At 71.8% G+C, this 17,323-nt stretch carries 22 protein-coding genes; 8 read left to right on the top strand and 14 right to left on the bottom strand.

The window, feature by feature from the left end:
• Nucleotides 1-24 precede the first annotated feature (24 nt).
• The 3 genes from MJ604_RS00345 to MJ604_RS00335 all read right to left on the bottom strand — a co-directional run bounded on the left by MJ604_RS00345 (nt 25) and on the right by MJ604_RS00335 (nt 2,616).
• Entirely contained in the window at nt 25-690 is a 666-nt protein-coding gene (locus MJ604_RS00345; RefSeq protein WP_243056289.1) for a redox-sensing transcriptional repressor Rex, read from the bottom strand.
• Between the two features lie 157 nt (nt 691-847).
• On the bottom strand, nt 848-1,090 hold the full coding sequence (locus MJ604_RS00340) for a glutaredoxin family protein (RefSeq protein ID WP_243056288.1): 243 nt from the start codon (nt 1,088-1,090) through the stop codon (nt 848-850).
• Nucleotides 1,087-2,616 carry a class I adenylate-forming enzyme family protein gene (locus tag MJ604_RS00335; RefSeq protein ID WP_243056287.1) on the bottom strand — a complete coding sequence of 510 codons (1,530 nt, stop codon included), beginning with the start codon at nt 2,614-2,616 and terminating at the stop codon, nt 1,087-1,089. Before MJ604_RS00335 ends, MJ604_RS00340 begins: the two co-directional genes overlap by 4 nt.
• Before the next feature lie 36 nt (nt 2,617-2,652).
• Between MJ604_RS00335 and MJ604_RS00330 the strand changes: the two genes are divergently transcribed.
• The 3 genes from MJ604_RS00330 (at nt 2,653) to MJ604_RS00320 (ending at nt 5,642) form a co-directional block, all read left to right on the top strand.
• Nucleotides 2,653-3,555 (top strand): HAD family phosphatase, encoded by a 903-nt coding sequence (locus tag MJ604_RS00330; RefSeq protein ID WP_243056286.1) that lies wholly within the window; start codon nt 2,653-2,655, stop codon nt 3,553-3,555.
• A gap of 91 nt (nt 3,556-3,646) precedes the next feature.
• Nucleotides 3,647-4,408 (top strand): sigma-70 family RNA polymerase sigma factor, encoded by a 762-nt coding sequence (locus MJ604_RS00325; RefSeq protein ID WP_243056285.1) that lies wholly within the window; start codon nt 3,647-3,649, stop codon nt 4,406-4,408.
• A 58-nt stretch (nt 4,409-4,466) separates the two neighbouring features.
• Entirely contained in the window at nt 4,467-5,642 is a 1,176-nt protein-coding gene (locus MJ604_RS00320) for a DUF5667 domain-containing protein (protein WP_243056284.1), read from the top strand.
• A 64-nt stretch (nt 5,643-5,706) separates the two neighbouring features.
• Here the strand turns inward: MJ604_RS00320 and MJ604_RS00315 are convergent, their stop codons facing one another.
• The 5 genes from MJ604_RS00315 to MJ604_RS00295 form a co-directional block, all read right to left on the bottom strand.
• A complete protein-coding gene (locus tag MJ604_RS00315) occupies nt 5,707-6,843 on the bottom strand; it encodes a lysophospholipid acyltransferase family protein (protein WP_243056283.1) in 1,137 nt (378 codons plus the stop codon).
• Nucleotides 6,836-7,864 carry an NAD-dependent epimerase/dehydratase family protein gene (locus MJ604_RS00310; RefSeq protein WP_243056282.1) on the bottom strand — a complete coding sequence of 343 codons (1,029 nt, stop codon included), beginning with the start codon at nt 7,862-7,864 and terminating at the stop codon, nt 6,836-6,838. The genes MJ604_RS00315 and MJ604_RS00310 overlap by 8 nt, the downstream gene beginning before the upstream one ends.
• Nucleotides 7,865-7,880: 16 nt before the next feature.
• Entirely contained in the window at nt 7,881-7,982 is a 102-nt protein-coding gene (locus tag MJ604_RS00305) for a 30S ribosomal protein bS22 (protein ID WP_008356322.1), read from the bottom strand.
• Nucleotides 7,983-8,101: 119 nt separating this feature from the next.
• Nucleotides 8,102-8,305, bottom strand: a complete 204-nt coding sequence (locus MJ604_RS00300; protein WP_243056281.1) for a helix-turn-helix domain-containing protein — start codon at nt 8,303-8,305, stop codon at nt 8,102-8,104.
• Between the two features lie 188 nt (nt 8,306-8,493).
• Nucleotides 8,494-9,666 (bottom strand): acetoin utilization protein AcuC, encoded by a 1,173-nt coding sequence (locus MJ604_RS00295; RefSeq protein WP_243056280.1) that lies wholly within the window; start codon nt 9,664-9,666, stop codon nt 8,494-8,496.
• Nucleotides 9,667-9,835: 169 nt separating this feature from the next.
• On the opposite strand from MJ604_RS00295, the gene trpS reads away from it, so the two are divergent.
• From trpS to MJ604_RS00270, 5 genes are all read left to right on the top strand, one after another.
• Nucleotides 9,836-10,792, top strand: a complete 957-nt coding sequence (gene trpS, locus MJ604_RS00290; RefSeq protein ID WP_243056279.1) for a tryptophan--tRNA ligase — start codon at nt 9,836-9,838, stop codon at nt 10,790-10,792.
• Between the two features lie 77 nt (nt 10,793-10,869).
• A complete protein-coding gene (locus MJ604_RS00285; protein WP_243056278.1) occupies nt 10,870-11,286 on the top strand; it encodes a hypothetical protein in 417 nt (138 codons plus the stop codon).
• Nucleotides 11,283-11,699, top strand: a complete 417-nt coding sequence (locus tag MJ604_RS00280) for a DUF393 domain-containing protein (RefSeq protein ID WP_243056277.1) — start codon at nt 11,283-11,285, stop codon at nt 11,697-11,699. Before MJ604_RS00285 ends, MJ604_RS00280 begins: the two co-directional genes overlap by 4 nt.
• Nucleotides 11,665-12,339, top strand: coding sequence for a TetR family transcriptional regulator (locus MJ604_RS00275; protein ID WP_243056276.1), 675 nt, complete (start codon nt 11,665-11,667; stop codon nt 12,337-12,339). The genes MJ604_RS00280 and MJ604_RS00275 overlap by 35 nt, the downstream gene beginning before the upstream one ends.
• Entirely contained in the window at nt 12,336-12,743 is a 408-nt protein-coding gene (locus MJ604_RS00270) for a hypothetical protein (protein WP_243056275.1), read from the top strand. Before MJ604_RS00275 ends, MJ604_RS00270 begins: the two co-directional genes overlap by 4 nt.
• On the opposite strand, the gene proC is transcribed toward MJ604_RS00270, so the two are convergent.
• From proC to MJ604_RS00240, 6 genes are read right to left on the bottom strand one after another with little or no spacing between them, the layout of a single operon-like run.
• Nucleotides 12,673-13,476, bottom strand: a complete 804-nt coding sequence (proC, locus tag MJ604_RS00265) for a pyrroline-5-carboxylate reductase (protein ID WP_243056274.1) — start codon at nt 13,474-13,476, stop codon at nt 12,673-12,675. The two genes, MJ604_RS00270 and proC, sit on opposite strands and share 71 nt — an antisense overlap.
• Nucleotides 13,477-13,484: 8 nt before the next feature.
• Complete coding sequence (locus MJ604_RS00260; protein WP_243056273.1) at nt 13,485-14,420, bottom strand: proline dehydrogenase family protein; 936 nt, start codon at nt 14,418-14,420, stop codon at nt 13,485-13,487.
• 50 nt (nt 14,421-14,470) lie between these two features.
• The gene (locus tag MJ604_RS00255) at nt 14,471-15,202 is read right to left on the bottom strand and encodes an ABC transporter permease (protein ID WP_243056272.1); all 732 of its coding nucleotides are present in this window, start codon (nt 15,200-15,202) and stop codon (nt 14,471-14,473) included.
• A complete protein-coding gene (locus MJ604_RS00250) occupies nt 15,199-15,912 on the bottom strand; it encodes an ABC transporter ATP-binding protein (protein WP_243056271.1) in 714 nt (237 codons plus the stop codon). Before MJ604_RS00250 ends, MJ604_RS00255 begins: the two co-directional genes overlap by 4 nt.
• Before the next feature lie 28 nt (nt 15,913-15,940).
• Complete coding sequence (locus tag MJ604_RS00245) at nt 15,941-16,537, bottom strand: TetR family transcriptional regulator (protein ID WP_243056270.1); 597 nt, start codon at nt 16,535-16,537, stop codon at nt 15,941-15,943.
• Nucleotides 16,534-17,322: a sugar phosphate isomerase/epimerase gene (locus MJ604_RS00240; RefSeq protein WP_243056269.1), complete on the bottom strand. Its 789-nt coding sequence runs from the start codon at nt 17,320-17,322 to the stop codon at nt 16,534-16,536. Before MJ604_RS00240 ends, MJ604_RS00245 begins: the two co-directional genes overlap by 4 nt.
• Nucleotide 17,323: the final 1 nt, after the last annotated feature.

Below are 17,323 nucleotides of genomic sequence, written 5' to 3'. Positions count from 1 at the left end.
CGCTGCTCGGGATGAATCGCTCGCTCATCCGGCCGCTCCGTGGGTCTTGCGCTGCTCGTGGTACGCCAGGATCTGCAGCTCGATGGAGAGGTCGACCTTGCGGACGTCGACCTGGTCGGGGACGTTCAGCACGGTCGGCGCGAAGTTCAGGATGCTGGTGATGCCGCAGGCGACCATCCGGTCGGCGACGTCCTGCGCGGCCACGGCCGGGGTGGCGATCACGCCGATCGCGACCGCGTGGTCGCGGGCGATCTGCTCGAGGTGGTCGAACGGGCGTACGTCGATGCCGGCGACGACCTCGTCGTGCCGGTCGGGGTTGGCGTCGAGCAGCGCGACGACGCGGAAGCCGCGGCTGCGGAACCCGGAGTAGTTGGCCAGCGCCTGTCCCAGGTTGCCGATGCCGACGATGACCACGGGCCAGTCCTGGGTCACGCCGATCTCGCGGGCGATCTGGTAGCGCAGGTAGTCCACGTCGTACCCGACGCCGCGGGTGCCGTAGCTGCCGAGGTAGGAGAGGTCCTTGCGGAGCTTGGCGCTGTTCACGCCGGCGGCGACCGCGAGCTCCTCGCTCGAGCAGGTCACCGTGCCGCTCTCGGAGAGGGTGACCAGAGCCCGGAGGTACACAGGCAGTCGCGCGACGGTGGCCTCGGGGATGTCCCGAGCGCTCTCCGGGGAGGTCCGTGCGGTCACTGGTCTCGTCTCCGTGATCTAGCCGCGGGTTCGGACGCTTCCGACCGCCCGCGGCCCGTTCACTGTAGGAGTTTGTGAACGCGAGAACAAAACCGAGCAGTAGCCGTCCCGGCGGGCGGGCTAGCACATGTGAGATGAGCCACGCTCTCCGGGGTCGTCAGAGGGCGAGGGCGGCCCGCAGCCGGGTCTCGTCGACCCGCCAGAAGTCGTGCTGGCGGCCGTCGACGAACGTCACCGGGATCTCCTCGCCGAACCGCTCCTGCAGCTGCGGGTCGTCGTCGATGGACACCTCGACGTACTCCTCGCCGAGGTCGGCGCACACCCGCTCGATGACCGCGCGGGCGTCGTCGCAGAGGTGGCAGCCCGGGCGGGAGTAGAGGGTGACCCGGGGCTCGCTCACTCCAGGATCCCGAGGGCCCGGCGCCGCTCCATGCCGCGCAGCCGGCCCTTCTGCACCTTGCCGGTGACGGTCTTCGGCAGCTCGTCGACGACCTCGATGCGCGTGGGCACCTTGAACCGCGCCAGCCGCCGCTCGCAGTGCTCGCGGACCTGGTCGACCAGCGTGATCGGGCTGACCCCCGGCGCCAGCACGTAGGCGACGACGGCCTCGCCGGTGACCGGGTCCTCGACGCCGATGACCGCGACGTCCTGGACGCCGTCGACCTCCTCGATGACGTCCTCGACCTCGGTCGGGTAGACGTTGAAGCCGGAGACGATCACCAGCTCCTTGATCCGGTCCACGAGGAACAGGTCGCCGGTCGCGTCGAGGAAGCCGACGTCACCGGTCGACCACCAGCCCTCGGCGTCCGGTCCCCCGGCACCGTCGGGCCAGTACCCGCTGAACAGGTTGTCGCCGCGGATCTGGATCTCACCGGGGTCGTCGCCGTCGGGCTCCTGCCCGAGTTCGTCGACCAGCCGGATGTCCACGCCGGGCAGGGCGGCGCCGACCGACCCGGGCTGCCGCACGGTGCTGCAGAGCGTGCTGGTCACGACCGGCGCGGCCTCGGTCAGGCCGTAGCCCTGGTGCACCGGGATACCCGTGCGCGCGGTGAACTGCTCGGCGACCTCGGCCGACAGCGGCGCCGAGCCGCACAGCACCAGCCGGACCGGGCCGAGGTGCTCCTCGAGGTGCTCCTCGCCCTGCCAGTACGCGAACACCGGCGGCGCGATCGGGACGACGCTGCACGCCTCGTCGTCGATCAGCGACAACGTCTCGTGCGGGTCGAACCGCTCCACCAGCACCAGCTTGGCGCGGTGCCGCAGCGCGCCGCCGAGGACGGCGTTGAGGCCGTAGACGTGGAACAGCGGCAGCACGCAGAGCACGACGTCGTCGCCGTGCATCATCTGCGGCTCGACCCGGGCGACCTGCTCGACGTTCGCCAGCAGCGCGCGGTGGGTGAGCATCGCAGCGCGCGGCAGCCCGGACGTGCCGCTCGTGTAGAGCAGCACCGCGAGCTTCTCGGGGTCCTGCAGCGGCGGCACCGGGCGGGCGGCGTCCGCGCGCAGCTCGTCGTACGACGGCTCCCCGACCACCGCGACCCGCGGCGGCGGGTCGAGGCTGTCGGCGGCCTCGCGGACGGCGGCCGCGGTCGCGGGGTCGGCCACGACCAGGCGCGAGCCGGAGTCGGCGATCATCCGGGCCAGCTCGCCGGGGCGCGAGCCGGGGTTGACCGGGACGGCGACGGCCTGGGCCCGGAGCACGCCGAGGTACGTCGTCACGAACTCGAGCCGGTTGCCGACCGCGATCAGCACGCGGTGGCCGCCGAGCACGCCCGCGTTGCCGAGGCCGGTGGCCATCCGGCCGACCTCCTCGTCGAGCGCGGCCCAGGTCAGGCTGCGCCCGCCGGCCTCGACCAGCGCCAGCCGATCGGGGTGATCGGCGGCCGCGGAAGCCGCCAGCTCTGCCACGTCACGGACGTCAGACATGTGGGGATACTTCCACACCGGTCTACCCTGCCCTGTGTGACACCGCCCCCCGACAAGCGGGCCCAGGACAAGCGGGCCCGCCCGCGCAACCTGCAGTCGCGCTCGACGCTGGCCGGCGAGGCCGCGGCCGCGGCCGCCGAGGTGGAGTCCGCGCTGCTCGCGCCGCAGGACTCCGAGAGCGCGGCGTTCTTCGACGTCGACAACACGGTGATGCAGGGCGCGAGCATCTTCCACTTCGCGCGGGGCCTCCACAAGCGGAAGTTCTTCACGACCCGCGAGATCCTGGGCGCCGCCTGGAAGCAGGCCTACTTCCAGATCGCCGGCGTCGAGGACCCCGAGCACGTCGCCGAGGCGCGGGCGTCGGCGCTGAGCTTCATCGCCGGGCACACCGTCCAGGAGCTCGAGGAGCTCGGCGAGGAGATCTTCGACGAGGGCATGGCGCACCGGATCTGGCCGGGCACCCGGGCGCTCGCCCAGATGCACCTCGACGAGGGCCAGCGGGTCTGGCTGGTCACCGCCGCCCCGATCGAGATCGCCCAGATCATCGCCCGGCGGCTCGGCCTCACCGGCGCCATGGGCACCGTCGCCGAGCACGTCGACGGCGTGTACACCGGGCGGCTCGTCGGCGAGATGCTGCACGGCCCGGCCAAGGGTGAGGCGATCAAGGCGCTGGCCGCGCGCGAGGGGCTCGACCTGAGCCGCTGCTCGGCGTACTCCGACTCCTACAACGACCTGACGATGCTCTCGATGGTCGGCGACCCCTGTGCGATCAACCCCGACTCGAAGCTACGGGCGCATGCCCGCGAGCACGGCTGGCGGATCCGCGACTACCGCACCAAGCGCAAGGCGCTGCGGGCCGGCGTCGCCGCCGGCGCGGTGGCGGGAGCGGTCGTGGGCACCGTCGCGGCGGGGGTCGCGGTCAAGGGACGCCGCGACTGACCCCGGCCGCGAGACGGCCGGTTCCCAATGTCGTAACTCATGTTTACGATCGGGGAAGACTGCGGAGGGAAGCTTCCGGGAGGGGTCACACATGGCGTGGGAGGACACCGAGCTCGTGCGCGGGCTCGACACCCTGCGCCGGCTCGTCGCCGAGGCCCTCCTGGCACCCGCACTCTCGGGTGGGCCCGGGATGCTCGCCATGGAGGCGGTCGCCGGCGGCCGCACCGACGCCGGTGGCCCGGGCGGCGGCAGCGGGTACGGCGACGCCGACCTCGCCGCGTCGTCCGAGGAGGACGAGGCCGAGCGGACCCGCCTGATCGCGCTCGTCGAGCTGGCCCGCCAGGGCGACTCCGAGGCGTTCGGGCTGCTCTACGACCACTACCAGTCGTCGGTCTACCGGTTCCTCTTCTACCGGACCCGCTCCAGCACGCTGGCCGAGGACCTCACGTCGGAGACGTTCTTCCGGGCGCTGCGGAGCATGAACAACTTCCGCTGGCAGGGCAAGGACTTCGGCGCCTGGCTGATGACGATCGCCCGCAACCTCGCCACCGACCACTTCAAGGCCGGCCGCACCCGCCTCGAGCTCACCACCGAGGACATGGGCCTCCACGACGACGCGACCGAGGGCCCCGAGTCCACGGTGCTCGCCGGGCTCACCAACGAGATCCTGCTCCGCGCTCTCACCGAGCTGCCGTCCGAGCAGCGCGACTGCCTGGTGATGCGCTTCCTCCAGGGCATGAGCATCGCCGAGACCGCCGCCGTCCTCGGGCGCAGCGACGGCGCCGTGAAGCAGCTCCAGCTGCGCGGCGTACGCAACCTCGCCAAGCTGATGCCGGAAGGGTTGCGCGACTGATGCACGTCACACCCGGCACGCCCGTAACCTCGCCTCCTGACACCTCGTTGAGGTGGACATGACATGGGGGTTCTCGGCGCAACGGCGCGCCGAACGGTTCGACGCGATGGTCGAGGGCGACTCGACCGTCGAGTCTCACGATGCTGATCTGCTGGAGCTGGTGGGCGCGATGCGCACGATGCCACCGGTCACCGCCCGGCCGGAGTTCGTCGCCGACCTGCGCGAACGCCTGATGGCGGAGGCCGACACCGCGCTGGTCCCGTCCGACGTCTCGAAGCTGAAGCTGCCCGACCGCAGGCCCACCCGCGAACGCCGGCTCGCCGCCGTCGTCGGTGGCATCGCGATCGTCGGCGCCACCACCTCGATCGCCGTCGCGTCCCAGGGCGCACTGCCCGGCGACTCGCTCTACCCGGTCAAGCGGGTCATCGAGCGCGTGCACACCGGGATCTCGGTCGGCGAGGGCAGCCGCGGCACCACCGTCCTCGCGAGCGCCTCGTCCCGCCTCGAGGAGGTCGACGCGCTCACCCGCCAGAGCGACCCGGACGCCGCCGACGAGGCCCGCATCGAGCGCACCCTCGACACGTTCACCGAGCAGGCCATCGAGGCCTCCGACCTGCTGCTCGCCGACTACGCCAACAACGGCAACGCCTCCTCGATCGCGCAGCTGCGCGACTTCGCGTCGTCCAGTCTCGACCAGCTCGCGGCGCTCGAGCCCCTGGTGCCGCCCGCGGCCCGCGACGAGCTGATCCGCGCCGCCGGCGTGATGGCCAACATCGACTCCGAGGCCGCGCAGCAGTGCCCGTCCTGCGGTGGCCGGCCGATCGACTCGATCCCGCCCGTGCTCATGCCCGTCGCGGCGCCCGCGCTGCCCCTGCCGCCGTCGCCGAGCCCGACCGAGCAGGCGGAGAACGCCGGCAAGCAGAACGGCAAGGGCGACGGGAAGGGTGGCGCCGGCACCAACCTCCCCGACGTCGACGGCGAGGAGATCCCGCCGGGCAGCGTGAACCCCGGCGGCGGCACGCTGCTGCCCGGCGGCCAGCCGGTCGGTGGCAGCAACCCGCTGCAGGACCTCGTCAACGGCCTCACCGGCGGTGGCGCGGGCAGCGGCGGGAGCAGCGACTCCCAGGCGCCGCGCGTCCCGATCGTGTCGGACCTGCTCGACGGCGTCGGCCAGATCCTCGAGGGCGTCATCGACCCGCTGACGGGTCAGGTCCAGCCGAAGCAGGGCGACTGACTCCGTAGACCGACTGGCTCACGGAACGCCGGCCACCATCGGCGGATCCGCTGGCGCGTCTCCGCTAGCGGAACACCGACTGCCGCTGCATCAGCAGCGTGTAGAGCGTCTGCTGGATGGTCTCGCGGACCTGGTCGGTCACGTTGAAGACCAGCATCGGGTCGTCGGCCGCGCCCTCGTCCAGCTCGTCGGTGCGGATCGGCTCGCCGAACTCCAGCAGCCACTTCGACGGCAGCGGGACCAGGCCGAGCGGGCCGAGCAGCGGGAAGAACGGCGTGATCGGGATGTACGGCAGTCCGAGCAGGCGGGCCAGTGACGGCACGTTGCCGACCAGCGGGAAGATCTCCTCGGCGCCGACGACCGACAGCGGCACGATCGGCACGCCGGTGTGGATCGCCGCGGCCACGAACCCACCACGGCCGAAGCGCTGCAGCTTGTAGCGCTCGGAGTACGGCTTGCCGATGCCCTTGAAGCCCTCGGGCCAGACGCCGACCAGCTCGCCGCCGCTCAGCATCCGCTCGGCGTCCTCGGTGCACGCCAGGGTGGTGCCGCCCATCCGCGCCAGCGTGCTGACGAACGGCATCTTGAAGACCAGGTCGGCGCCGAGCGGGCGCAGGTGGCGACCGGTCTTGTCGAAGATCGACACCATCGTCATCAGCCCGTCGACCGGGATCGTGCCGGAGTGGTTGGAGACGACCAGCGCGCCGCCGGTCGCCGGGATGTTCTCGGCGCCGCGGACCTCGATGCGGAACCACTTCTCCGCGATCGGGCGCAGCGTGGCCATGAAGAACCGCTGGGTGATCTCCTGGTCGAAGCCGTACTCGTCGACGCTGTAGTCGCCGGTCACCCGACGGCGCAGGAACGCGAGGAACTGCGCCAGCTGCGGCTCCCACTGCTCGCCGAACACCTCGCGGGCGCCGACCTGGATCGCGGCGAGCCAGTCACCGGCCGGGATGCCGCCGGTGGGGTCGCGGTCGACCGTGGTCGCCGGCGGCCGCGGCGCCTCGACCGCCACCTCTTCAGGAGCAGGCTCGGGCTTGGGCTTGGGCTTCGGCTTCGGCTTGGGCTTGGGGGCCGCCGCCGCCTTCACGGCCGGCTTCGCATCGGGCGCCAGGCTGCGGGCGGCGGACGACGAGGTCTTGCCGGTGCCCCGGCCCGGGCGGCCGCGGGTCCCGATCGGGATGATCTCGGCGTCACCCACGGCCGGCTCCCGCCGGCAGGCTCGCCTCGAGCTGGGCGAGGGCGCGGTCGGTGCGTCCGCCGGTCGGGCGCAGGGTGGACCCGAAGTCGGCGAGCGCCTCGGCGGTCGTGAACTCCGGCTCGAAGCCGAGGTCGGTGCGCATCCGGGTGGTGTCCACGCCGCGACCGTAGGTCAGCAGCTCGACCTGCTCGGGCGAGAAGTCGGCGAGCCGGGCGGAGCGGAGCGCGGAGCCGACGCCGCCGACGGCGAACGGCGGCAGACCGATGCTCGGCCGCTGCAGCCGGCGTACGACCTGGGAGAGCTTGAGGATCCCGTCGCCGGCGACGTTGAACGTGCCCGCGACGTCGGTGAGCATCGCGTGGCGGAGCACGGCCATCAGGTCGCGCTCGTGCAGGAACTGCAGGCGCGGGTCGTGGCCCAGCACGGTCGGGATGACCGGGAGCCGGAGGTACGACGTCAGCGGGCTGTTGACGTCGGGGCCGATGATGTTCGCCGGGCGGAGCAGGGCGACCCGGACGTCGGGACGGCGCCGGGCGAACCCGCGCACGTAGCCCTCGATCTCCGCGACGTCCTTGGCGTACCCGGCTCGGGGCACCCGCCGAGGCTCCATGTCCTCGGTGAACATCGCGGGGTCGCGACTGCTCGCGCCGTACACCGTCGTCGTCGACTTCACGACCAGGGTGCGCAACCCGGGCGCCTGCTGGCAGGCCGCGAGGAGCTGCATCGTCCCGATGACGTTGAGCTCCTTCATCGTGTTCCGCCCGCCGGCACTGCCAGGGGTGGAGATGACGCTCATGTGGACGACGGTGTCGACGTCCTCCTTGACGATGACCTTCGCGATGACCGGGTTGCGGATGTCGGCACGCACGAAGGAGACGTCGCCGATGTCACCGCGGGGCGGGACGGCATCGATGCCGATGACCCGCGCCACGGTGGGATCGTCCGCGGCAGCGCGCGCGAATCGCCGGCCGAGGTCGCGCGAGACCCCGGTGACCAGGACGACCCTGCCGGCACTGCCCATACGGACGCGAGCGGCCTTACTTGCCGAGCTTGCGACGCTGGACGCGCGTCTTCTTCAGCAGCTTGCGGTGCTTCTTCTTGGCCATGCGCTTGCGCCGCTTCTTGATGACAGAACCCACAGGGAAACCTTTCAACGCAGTACGTGCGGTCCCCGGGAAAGGCCCGCGGGACCGGCCAAGCCTATCCGGAGGGTCGCCCCCTGGCAGAATCGGCCGGTCGCGCGAGATCAGCCAGTGGATCAGCCGGCGCTGTAGAAGCTCTTGCGCAGGTACTCGTCGACGTCGCTCTCCAGCACGCGGAACGAGCGGCCGACGCGGACGGCGGGCAGGTCGCCGCCGTGGACGAGCCGGTAGACGGTCATCTTGGAGACGCGCATCATTGCCGCGACCTCGGCGACCGTGAGGAACTTCGAGTCGGAGATGTCCCCGGAGTTGGTAGCCATCGTGCACCACATACTTTCTGTCTGACGCGCCACCGGCTTCCCCACCGGTGAGTGCACGCGTCGCGCTCAGTGAGAATAGGGCCTGATGTGACTCGTGGGGAAGGGGTTCACCAAAGTAGCTCGGGTGACCCGGCGTGTCGGCTTGCGCTGGTCCAGTCAGCGAACCCCACTTCGGGTGAGTCCCGGAGTCAGGGCAACGGGTCGAGGCCGTGCAGCGGAAAGGCCTCCATCCGGGTGCCGTGGATCGCCCGGTCGAGCCACGTGTCGGGGTCGTAGCCCTCGGACCAGTCGCGGTAGATCGGGTCCCGGCCGTCGGTGAGCCGGTGCGGCGCGGTCCGGCCGAGGCGGCGCAGGACGTGCTCGCGCCACGAGTCCGGCGTCTCGGTCGCGGGGTCCAGCGGATGGCCGCCGACGATCGCGAGCAGGTGGGTCCAGGCGCGGGGCACGACGTCGACGACCGCGTACCCGCCGCCACCGGTGGCGACCCAGCGGCCGTCGGCGACCTCGTGCGCCAGCTCGTGCAGCGCGAGGTACGCCGCCCGCTGCCCGTCGACCGTGAGCATCAGGTGCGCCAGCGGGTCCTCGGTGTGCGAGTCGCAGCCGTGCTGGGTGACCAGCACGTCCGGCCCGAACTCCCGCAGCAGCGGCGGGACCACGGCGTGGAAGGCGCGCAGCCAGCCGCCGTCCGAGGTCCCCGGCGGCAGCGCGACGTTCACCGCCGTACCCAGCGCGTCCGGGCCGCCGAGGTCGGCCGGGAACCCGGTGCCGGGGAACAGCATCTGGCCGGTCTCGTGCAGGGAGATCGTGAGCACCCGCGGGTCGTTCCAGAAGATCCGCTCGACCCCGTCGCCGTGGTGGACGTCGACGTCGACGTACGCCACCCGCTCGGCGCCCTGGTCGAGGAGGTACTGGATGCCGACCGCGACGTCGTTGTAGATGCAGAAGCCGCTGGCGCGCCCCGGCATCGCGTGGTGCAGGCCGCCGGTGATGTTCGCGGCGTGGAGCGACTCCCCCGACCACACCTGGCGGAACGCCTCCGCGCTCGCGCCGACGATGTGGGCCGAGGCGTGGTGCATCCCCGGGAAGACCGGGTTGTCGTCGGTGCCCAGCCCGAAGCGTTCGTCGTACGTCGCTCGCTGCACGGCCTCGATGAGTGCGGGGTCGTGCACGGTGGCGAGCAGGTCCTCGCTCGCCATCGGCGCCGCGACCTGCCGCAGGCCGCGGCCCAGGACCCCGAGGTCGGCGGCGAGCCGCATGGTCAGGTCCACCCGCATCGGGGCCATCGGATGGTCGGGGCCGAAGTCGTACTCCGTGAGGCTCTGGTCGAACACGACCGTCGCCGGTCCCTGACACGCGGGCATGGCTGGACGGTACCGCTACCCTGGACAGGTGCTGACGCGTCCCCTGTTCTGGTGGCCCGCCTGAGGGCGGACCACCTCTCGACGCGCATCCACGTCACCTATCGGCCGCCCACGGGCGGCCGTTCTGCATCTCCGCCGACCCGTGGGCCCCTCACCTCCAGGAGCTCACATGTCCCGCAACCTCTCGCTGCTCACCCCGAGCGGCCGCCTCACCCTCGGCAACCTGCTCGGCGCGCTGCGCCCGATGGCCGCCGGCCAGGGTGACGCCGACTGCTTCTACGGCATCGCCGACCTGCACGCCCTGACGACTGCCCACGACCCGGCGCGGCTGCGGTCGCTGGTCCGCGAGACCACCGCCCTGCTGCTCGCGGTCGGCCTCGACGAGTCGACGCTGTTCCTCCAGAGCCGGGTGCCGGCGCACGCCCAGCTCGCGTACCTGCTCGAGTGCACGGCCTACACCGGCGAGCTGAACCGGATGATCCAGTTCAAGGAGAAGGGCCGCGGCGTCGACTCGACCCGCGTCTCGCTCTACACGTACCCCGCGCTGATGGCCGCCGACATCCTGCTCTACCGCGCCGAGCAGGTGCCGGTCGGCGCCGACCAGCGCCAGCACGTCGAGCTGACCCGCGACCTCGCGATCCGGTTCAACCGCACCTACGGCCCGGTGTTCACGATCCCCGAGATCACGGTGCCGCCGGCCGGTGCCCGCGTGATGCGGCTCGACGACCCGACCCGCAAGATGGGCAAGTCCGACGCCGACGCGGCCGGGGTGGTGCTGCTGCTCGACTCCCCCGACGTCGTACGCCGCAAGGTCGCCCGGGCGGTCACCGACTCCGACACCGGGACGGACGCGGTGCGGCCCGGCGCGGACAAGCCCGGCGTCTCGAACCTGCTCGACATCCTCGCCGCGTGCGGCGGGTCGGCCGAGGGCATCACGACGTACGGCGCCCTCAAGCGCGCGGTGACCGACGCGGTGGTCGCCGAGCTCGAGCCGGTCCAGAAGCGGTACGCCGAGCTCGCCGACGACCCGGCCTACGTGACGTCGGTCTTCGACGCCGGCGCCGCCCGCTGCCGCGAGGTGACCGCGCCGGTCCTCGCGGCGGCCGAGGCGGCCATCGGGCTCTAGGTCTTGAACATGTTCAAAACATGTCCTACGCTCGCTCCATCATCAGAATTGAACACGTTCAGAAATGGAGTCCCGCGATGGACTGGACCGTCGGCACCTACGTCGTCTACCTGCTGATCACCCTCCCCCTCACCATCTGGGTCGCGAGCACGCTGTCGCGCAACGGCCAGGTGTTCCTGGAGGACGTCTTCCACGGCAACGACGCGCTCGCGCACGCCGTGAACCGGCTGCTCGTCGTCGGCTTCTACCTGCTGAACGTCGGGTTCGTGATGCTGTTCCTGCGGGTCTCCGAGCCGGTCTACGACCTGCGCGGCCTGTTCGAGACGCTGAGCCTCAAGGTCGGCGTGGTCATGCTGGTGCTGGGCGTCGTGCACTTCGTGAACGTGTACGTCTTCAACGCGATCCGGCGGCGTACCCGGCTCGAGCAGAACCCGGTCGCCCCGGTCGCGCCGCAGGGCTTCGTCGGGCCCGCGCAGCCGGCGTACCCGCAGTGATCACCGGCCTCACCGTCCTGACCGACCCGCACTGCCCGCTGTGCCGGCGGTTCGCCGCCTGGCTCGGCGGGCAGCCGACGCTGGTCCCGCTGGAGCTCCTCGCCGCCGGGTCCGACGAGGCCCGCCGCCGCTGGCCGACCCTCGACCATGCGAGCACGCTCGAGGACATCACGGTGGTGGGCAGTGACGGGTCGGTGTGGACCAAGGAGCACGCGTGGGTGATGTGCCTGTGGGCGACCCGGCCGTACCGCGGACTCGCGGAGCGGCTCAGCCGCCCGCAGCTGCTGCCGCTGGCCCGCGGTGCTGCCCTCGGCGCCGCCGGGCTGCGACACCTGCTCACCCGGGAGGAGGTGCAGCGGGATGACTACCCTGACGCCTGTGCCGGATCCTGCCAACCGATCGCCCAAGGCTGAGCAGACCCGCCAGAACATCGTCGACGCGGCGATGCGGCTGTTCCGCAGCAAGGGCTACGACAAGACCACGATGCGGTCGATCGCGGCCGACGCCGGGGTGTCGCTGGGCAACGCGTACTACTACTTCGGGTCCAAGGAGCACCTGGTCCAGGCGTTCTACGACCAGCTCCAGGCCGAGCACGCGACCGCGGCCGGCCAGGTCCTGGAACGCGAGACCGCGTTCGACCAACGCCTGCGCGGCGTGCTGACCGCGTGGCTCGACGTGGCCGAGCCCCATCACGAGTTCGCCGGCCAGTTCTTCCGCAACGCCGCCGATCCGAGCAGCCCGCTGTCGCCCTTCAGCCCCGAGTCGGCACCGGCCCGAGACGCGAGCATCGCGCTGTTCGAGCAGCTGCTCGAGGGCTCCAACGCGAAGCCCGTGGCGGCACTGCGCGCCGACCTGCCAGAGCTCCTGTGGCTGCTGCAGATGGGGCTCGTGCTGTTCTGGGTGTACGACGAGAGTCCCCACCAGCGGCGCAGCCGGCAGCTCGTCGCCGCCCTGGTGCCGATCGTGGACCGGCTCGTGAAGCTGTCCCGCCTGCCCGTGGTGCGCGGCCTGGTCGACGACGTCGTCGGGCTCCTCAGGACGCTGCGGTCATGACCGGCCGGGCCGTGGCGGCGTCGTACGTCGGCACGGTCGCCGCGGTGGCGGGCTGGGGCTTCGCCACGGACACGACGGCGCCGATCCTGCTCGCTGCCGCCCTCGCGCTGCCGTCGAGCGTGCCGGGGATGATCGGCTTCTACGTTGCCTACGGCCTGCTGGCGCTGGTCCCGGGAGCGAACCCGTCGAGCAGCTCGGGGTCGGCGTCCTGCTCGCCCAGCGGGGAGTGCGTGTCCTCCACCACCGGCGGCCTGGCCCCGTGGTTCGCGGTCACGACCGACGTGGTCGGCGTCCTCGCGATGGCCGGGGCCGCGCTGCTGAACGTGCTGGTGCTCAGGAGCCTTCTGCGAGCGCGCGCGAGCGGTCGCGAGCGGCCTCCATCGCGGCCAGGAACGCCGCCCTGACCTTGTGCACCTCGAGCTCGCGAAGCGCGGCGGCGGTCGTGCCTGCGGGCGACGTGACCTGCTCGCGCAGCACGGTCGGGTGGGTGCCGGTCTCGCGCAGCATCTTCCCGGAGCCGACGAGGGTCTGGATGACCAGGTCGGTGGCGGTGCTGCGCGGCAGGCCGAGGTGGACGCCGGCCTCGATCATCGACTCGACGACGTAGAAGATGTACGCCGGGCCCGAGCCGGAGATCGCGGTGACCGCGTCCTGCTGGCGCTCGGGGATCCGCACGACCTTGCCGACCGACGCCATCAGCGCCTCGGCCTCCGCGAGGTGCTCCTCGGAGCAGTGCGAGCCCGGCGAGACCGCGGCCATGCCCTCGTCGACGAGGGCAGGCGTGTTCGGCATGACGCGGACGACGGCCACGCCCTCGGGCACGCGGGACTCGATGAACGCGGTGGTGATGCCGGCCGCGAGCGACACGACCAGCTGGCCGGGACGCAGCGAGCCCGAGATCTCGTCGAGCAGGTCACCCATGTCCTGCGGCTTCACGACGATGGCGACGGTGTCGGCCTTCGCGGCCGCCTCGACGTTGCTGACGACGGCGACGCCGTACCGCTCCTCGAGCTCACGAGCGCGGTCGGCGCGCTTCTCCCCGACCAGCAGGTTGTCGACGCGACGGCCGGCGCGGACCAGGCCGGAGAGCAGGGTCTCGCCCATCACGCCGGCGCCGAGGATGGCGGTCTGGGACATTGCTCTACCTAGCTCTTGGAGATCAGGGACCTCAGGAAGAATGTCAGGTTCTGCGGACGCTCGGCGAGCCTTCTCATCAGGTAGCCGTACCACTCGAGGCCGTAGGGGATGTAGACCCGCACGGTCTCGCCGGCCGCGGCCAGCCGGCGCTGCTCCTCGGGGCGGATGCCGTACAGCATCTGGAACTCGTACGAGCCCTGGTCGCGGCCGTAGCGGCTGACCAGCGACGACACGATCTCGACGATGCGCGGGTCGTGCGTGGCGAACATCGGGTAGCCATCGCCCTCCAGCAGCACCTTGGCGCAGCGGACGTAGGACTTGTCGATGTCGAGCTTGTCCTGGAACGCAACCGCCTCGGGCTCGAGGTAGGCGCCCTTGCACAGGCGGACGCGCGAGCCCTCGTGGGCGAGCGCCTTGCAGTCCGCCTCCGTGCGGAACAGCGCGGCCTGGAGCACGGCGCCGGTCTCGGGGAAGTCCTTGCGGAGCTCGCGCAGGATCGACAGCGTCGAGTCGGTGGTGGTGGCGTCCTCCATGTCGAGGGTCACCGTGGTGCCGGCGTTACGCGCCGCGCGGCAGATCGTGCGGGCGTTCTCGAGCGCGATCTTGTGGCCGTTGTCGGGGAGGAACTGGCCGATCGCGCTGAGCTTGACCGACACCTCCGCGTCGCGGGTGAGGCCCTGGGCCGAGAGCTGGTCGAGCAGCTCGAGGTACGCCGTGACCGTCGCGTCGGCCTGCTCCGCGTCCAGCGTGTCCTCGCCGAGGAAGTCCAACGTCACCCGCAGGCCGTCGGCCTCGAGGCTGGACGTGGCGGCCACGGCGGTCTCGGTGGTCTCACCGGGGACGTAGCTGTGGACGATCCCGGAGGACACGGGCATGGTGCTGACGAGCTTCTTCACCTGTGCGCTGCGCGCGAGGAGAAGGAGCGGCTGACGGAGGAGCGACATGCCTCCCAGGTTACGTCCGGGGCGCCCCGAACCCCGATTTCGCGGCGCCGTCAGGGGGTACGCCGCCGCAGGGTCGCCGCACCGAGCGCCAGGGCACCGACGGCGAACGCGGCGACCACCGCGAGGTCGACCCACACGTCGCCCGTCTCGGTCGTCGTGGTCAGTGTCGTCATCGCGTCGACGGCGTAGCTCAGCGGCAGCAGGTCGCTGATCACGCTGAGCGCGTCGGGGAGCTGGTCGCGCGGCACGAACAGTCCGCACAGCAGGATCTGCGGGATCACGATCAGCGGCATGAACTGCACCGCCTGGAACTCCGTCTGCGCGAAGGCACTGACGAACAGGCCGAGCGCGGTGCCCAGCACGGCGTCGACGACCGCGACCACCGTGAGCAGCCAGACCGGGCCCTGCACGTCGAGGTCGAGCAGCGTGACGCTGAGCCCCACGGCGAGCACCGACTGGACCGCGGCGACCACGCCGAACGCGACGCCGTACCCGAGCAGGAAGTCGAGCTTGCCCATCGGCATCGCGAGCAGTCGCTCGAGCGTGCCGCCGCTGCGCTCGCGCAGCGTGGTCACGCTGGTCACCAGGAACATCACGATGAACGGGAACAGCGCGAGCAGCGCCGGCCCGACCTCGTCGAAGATCGGGGTGTCCTCGAACATCCACCACAGCAGGGTGATCAGCGCGCACGGCAGCACGAGGAGCATCGCGAGCGTGCGGTGGTCGCGCCGCAGCTGCACCAGCACGCGGCCGGCGACGGCGCCGAGGATCCGGGGACTCATGCGGTGTCCTCGCGGACGATCGCGAGGAACGCCGACTCCACGTCGTCGACGCCCGCCTTCTCCTTGATCTCGGCAGGCGTCCCGTCGGCGATGATCCGGCCCTCGCGCATCAGCAGCAGCCGGCTGCAGCGCTCGGCCTCGTCCATCACGTGGCTGCTGACGAGCACCGCGGTACCCGCGTCGGCGAGCCGGTGGAACAGCGCCCACAGCTCGACGCGGAGCACCGGGTCGAGGCCGACGGTGGGCTCGTCGAGCACCAGCAGGTCCGGCGTCCCGAGCAGCGCGACCGCCAGGCTGGCGCGGCCGCGCTGGCCGCCGCTGAGCCGGCCGACCACCCGGTCGCGCTGGCCTGCCAGGTCGACCTCCTCGATCACGCGGTCGACCTCCGGCGAGCCGACACCGAGGACGCGGGCGAAGAAGTGCAGGTTCTCGGCGACGGTCAGGTCGTCGTACACGCTGGCCGCCTGGGTGACGTAGCCGACCTTGTCGCGCAGGCCCCGGCTGCCCGCGGGACGACCGAACACGCTGACGGTCCCGCCGGCGACCCGCTGCACGCCGACCAGGCAGCGCATCAGCGTCGACTTGCCGCAGCCGGACGGGCCGAGCAGGCCGGTGACACCACCACCGATCGTGACGTCCAGCTGGTCGAGCACGGGGCGGTCGCCGCGCACGACGCGCAGCCCGCGGATCTCGACTGCGTTTTTCACCATGTGATGAATTATGGTGCCGGCAGGCGGCTCAGGGCAAGGGTCCCGTGAGGTAGCGCTGGAGGGTCGGGCCGTAGATCGCCACGAGGTCCTCGGCCGGCAGGGACGCGACCGGCTCGACCTCGAGCACGTAGCGGGTGACGATCAGGCCGACCATCTGGCTGGCCACCAGCGACATCCGCACCTCCGGCCGGTCGATGCCCAGCGCGACCCCGACGGGGTGCAGGACCGCGGGCAGGAAGCCGTCGCGCAGCAGCCGCTGGCCGGACGGGTCGAGGATGCTGCGCGCCAGGCCGAGCAGCGGGAGCTGGTGCTCCGGGTCGTCCCAGACCGAGAGGAAGGTCCGCACCATCCGCTCGCCCGCACCGTCCGGCCCCTCGGCGATCACCCCGGCCAGCCGTTCGCGCGGGTCGACCGGCAGCTCGAGGGCGGCCACGAACAGGTCGTCCTTGGTGCCGAAGTAGTGGTGCACGAGTGCGGCGTCGACGCCGGCGGACGCGGCGATCGACCGCACGGAGGTGCCGGCGTACCCCTGCGCGGCGAACAGCTCGCGGGCCGCCGCCAGGATGGCCGCGCGGGTGTCGGGGGCTCCCGGGCGGCGACCGCGGCGCGGCGCCGCCGTGCTCACGGGACGTCCACGCGCGCGTGCTCGCGAGCGAACTCCAGCGACTCCCGGAGGTCGGCCTCGCGCTCGACGGCGTCCTTGCACTTGCGGGTGTTGATCTCCAGCACGATCTCGCCGTCGAACCCGACCGACGCGAGGTGGCGCAGGAACCCGGCGGCGTTCATGACCCCGCGGCCGGGCACCAGGTGCTCGTCCTTCGCGGACCCCGTGCCGTCGGTGAGGTGGATGTGCCGCAGCCGGTCACCCATCCGCTGCGCCATCTCGATCACGTCCGAGTGCGCGATCGACGCGTGGGACAGGTCGATGGTCATGTTGGCGTAGGACTCCTCGGACGGGTCCCAGCCGGGCAGGTACATCTCCATGCCGCGGCGGCTCGACGCCCGCCAGGGGTACATGTTCTCGACCGCGAAGCGGATGCCGGTCGACGACTCGAGCGCCGCGATGCCGTCGACGAAGCTCGCGGCGTACTGCTTCTGCCAGCGGAACGGCGGGTGCACGACGACCACGTCTGCGCCGAGGGCCTGGGCCATGTCCGCGGACCTCTCGAGCTTGCCCCACGGCTCGGTGCCCCAGACCCGCTGCGTGAACAGCAGGCAGGGCGCGTGCACGGCGGACACCGGCACGCCGTGGTGCTCGGACAGCTGCTTGATCGCGGCGGTCTGCTGGCTGAGCGCGTCGATCCCGACCATCACCTCGATCGAGTCGTAGCCGAGCGAGGCGGCGTACGAGAACGCGTGGGCGGAGGACTCGGGGTAGACCGAGACCGTCGAGAGGCCGACCCGTGCCACG

The sequence above is a fragment of the Nocardioides sp. SR21 genome (assembly GCF_022761125.1).
GTDB lineage: Bacteria > Actinomycetota > Actinomycetes > Propionibacteriales > Nocardioidaceae > Nocardioides.
This window is presented reverse-complemented; position numbering and strand designations above follow the sequence as displayed.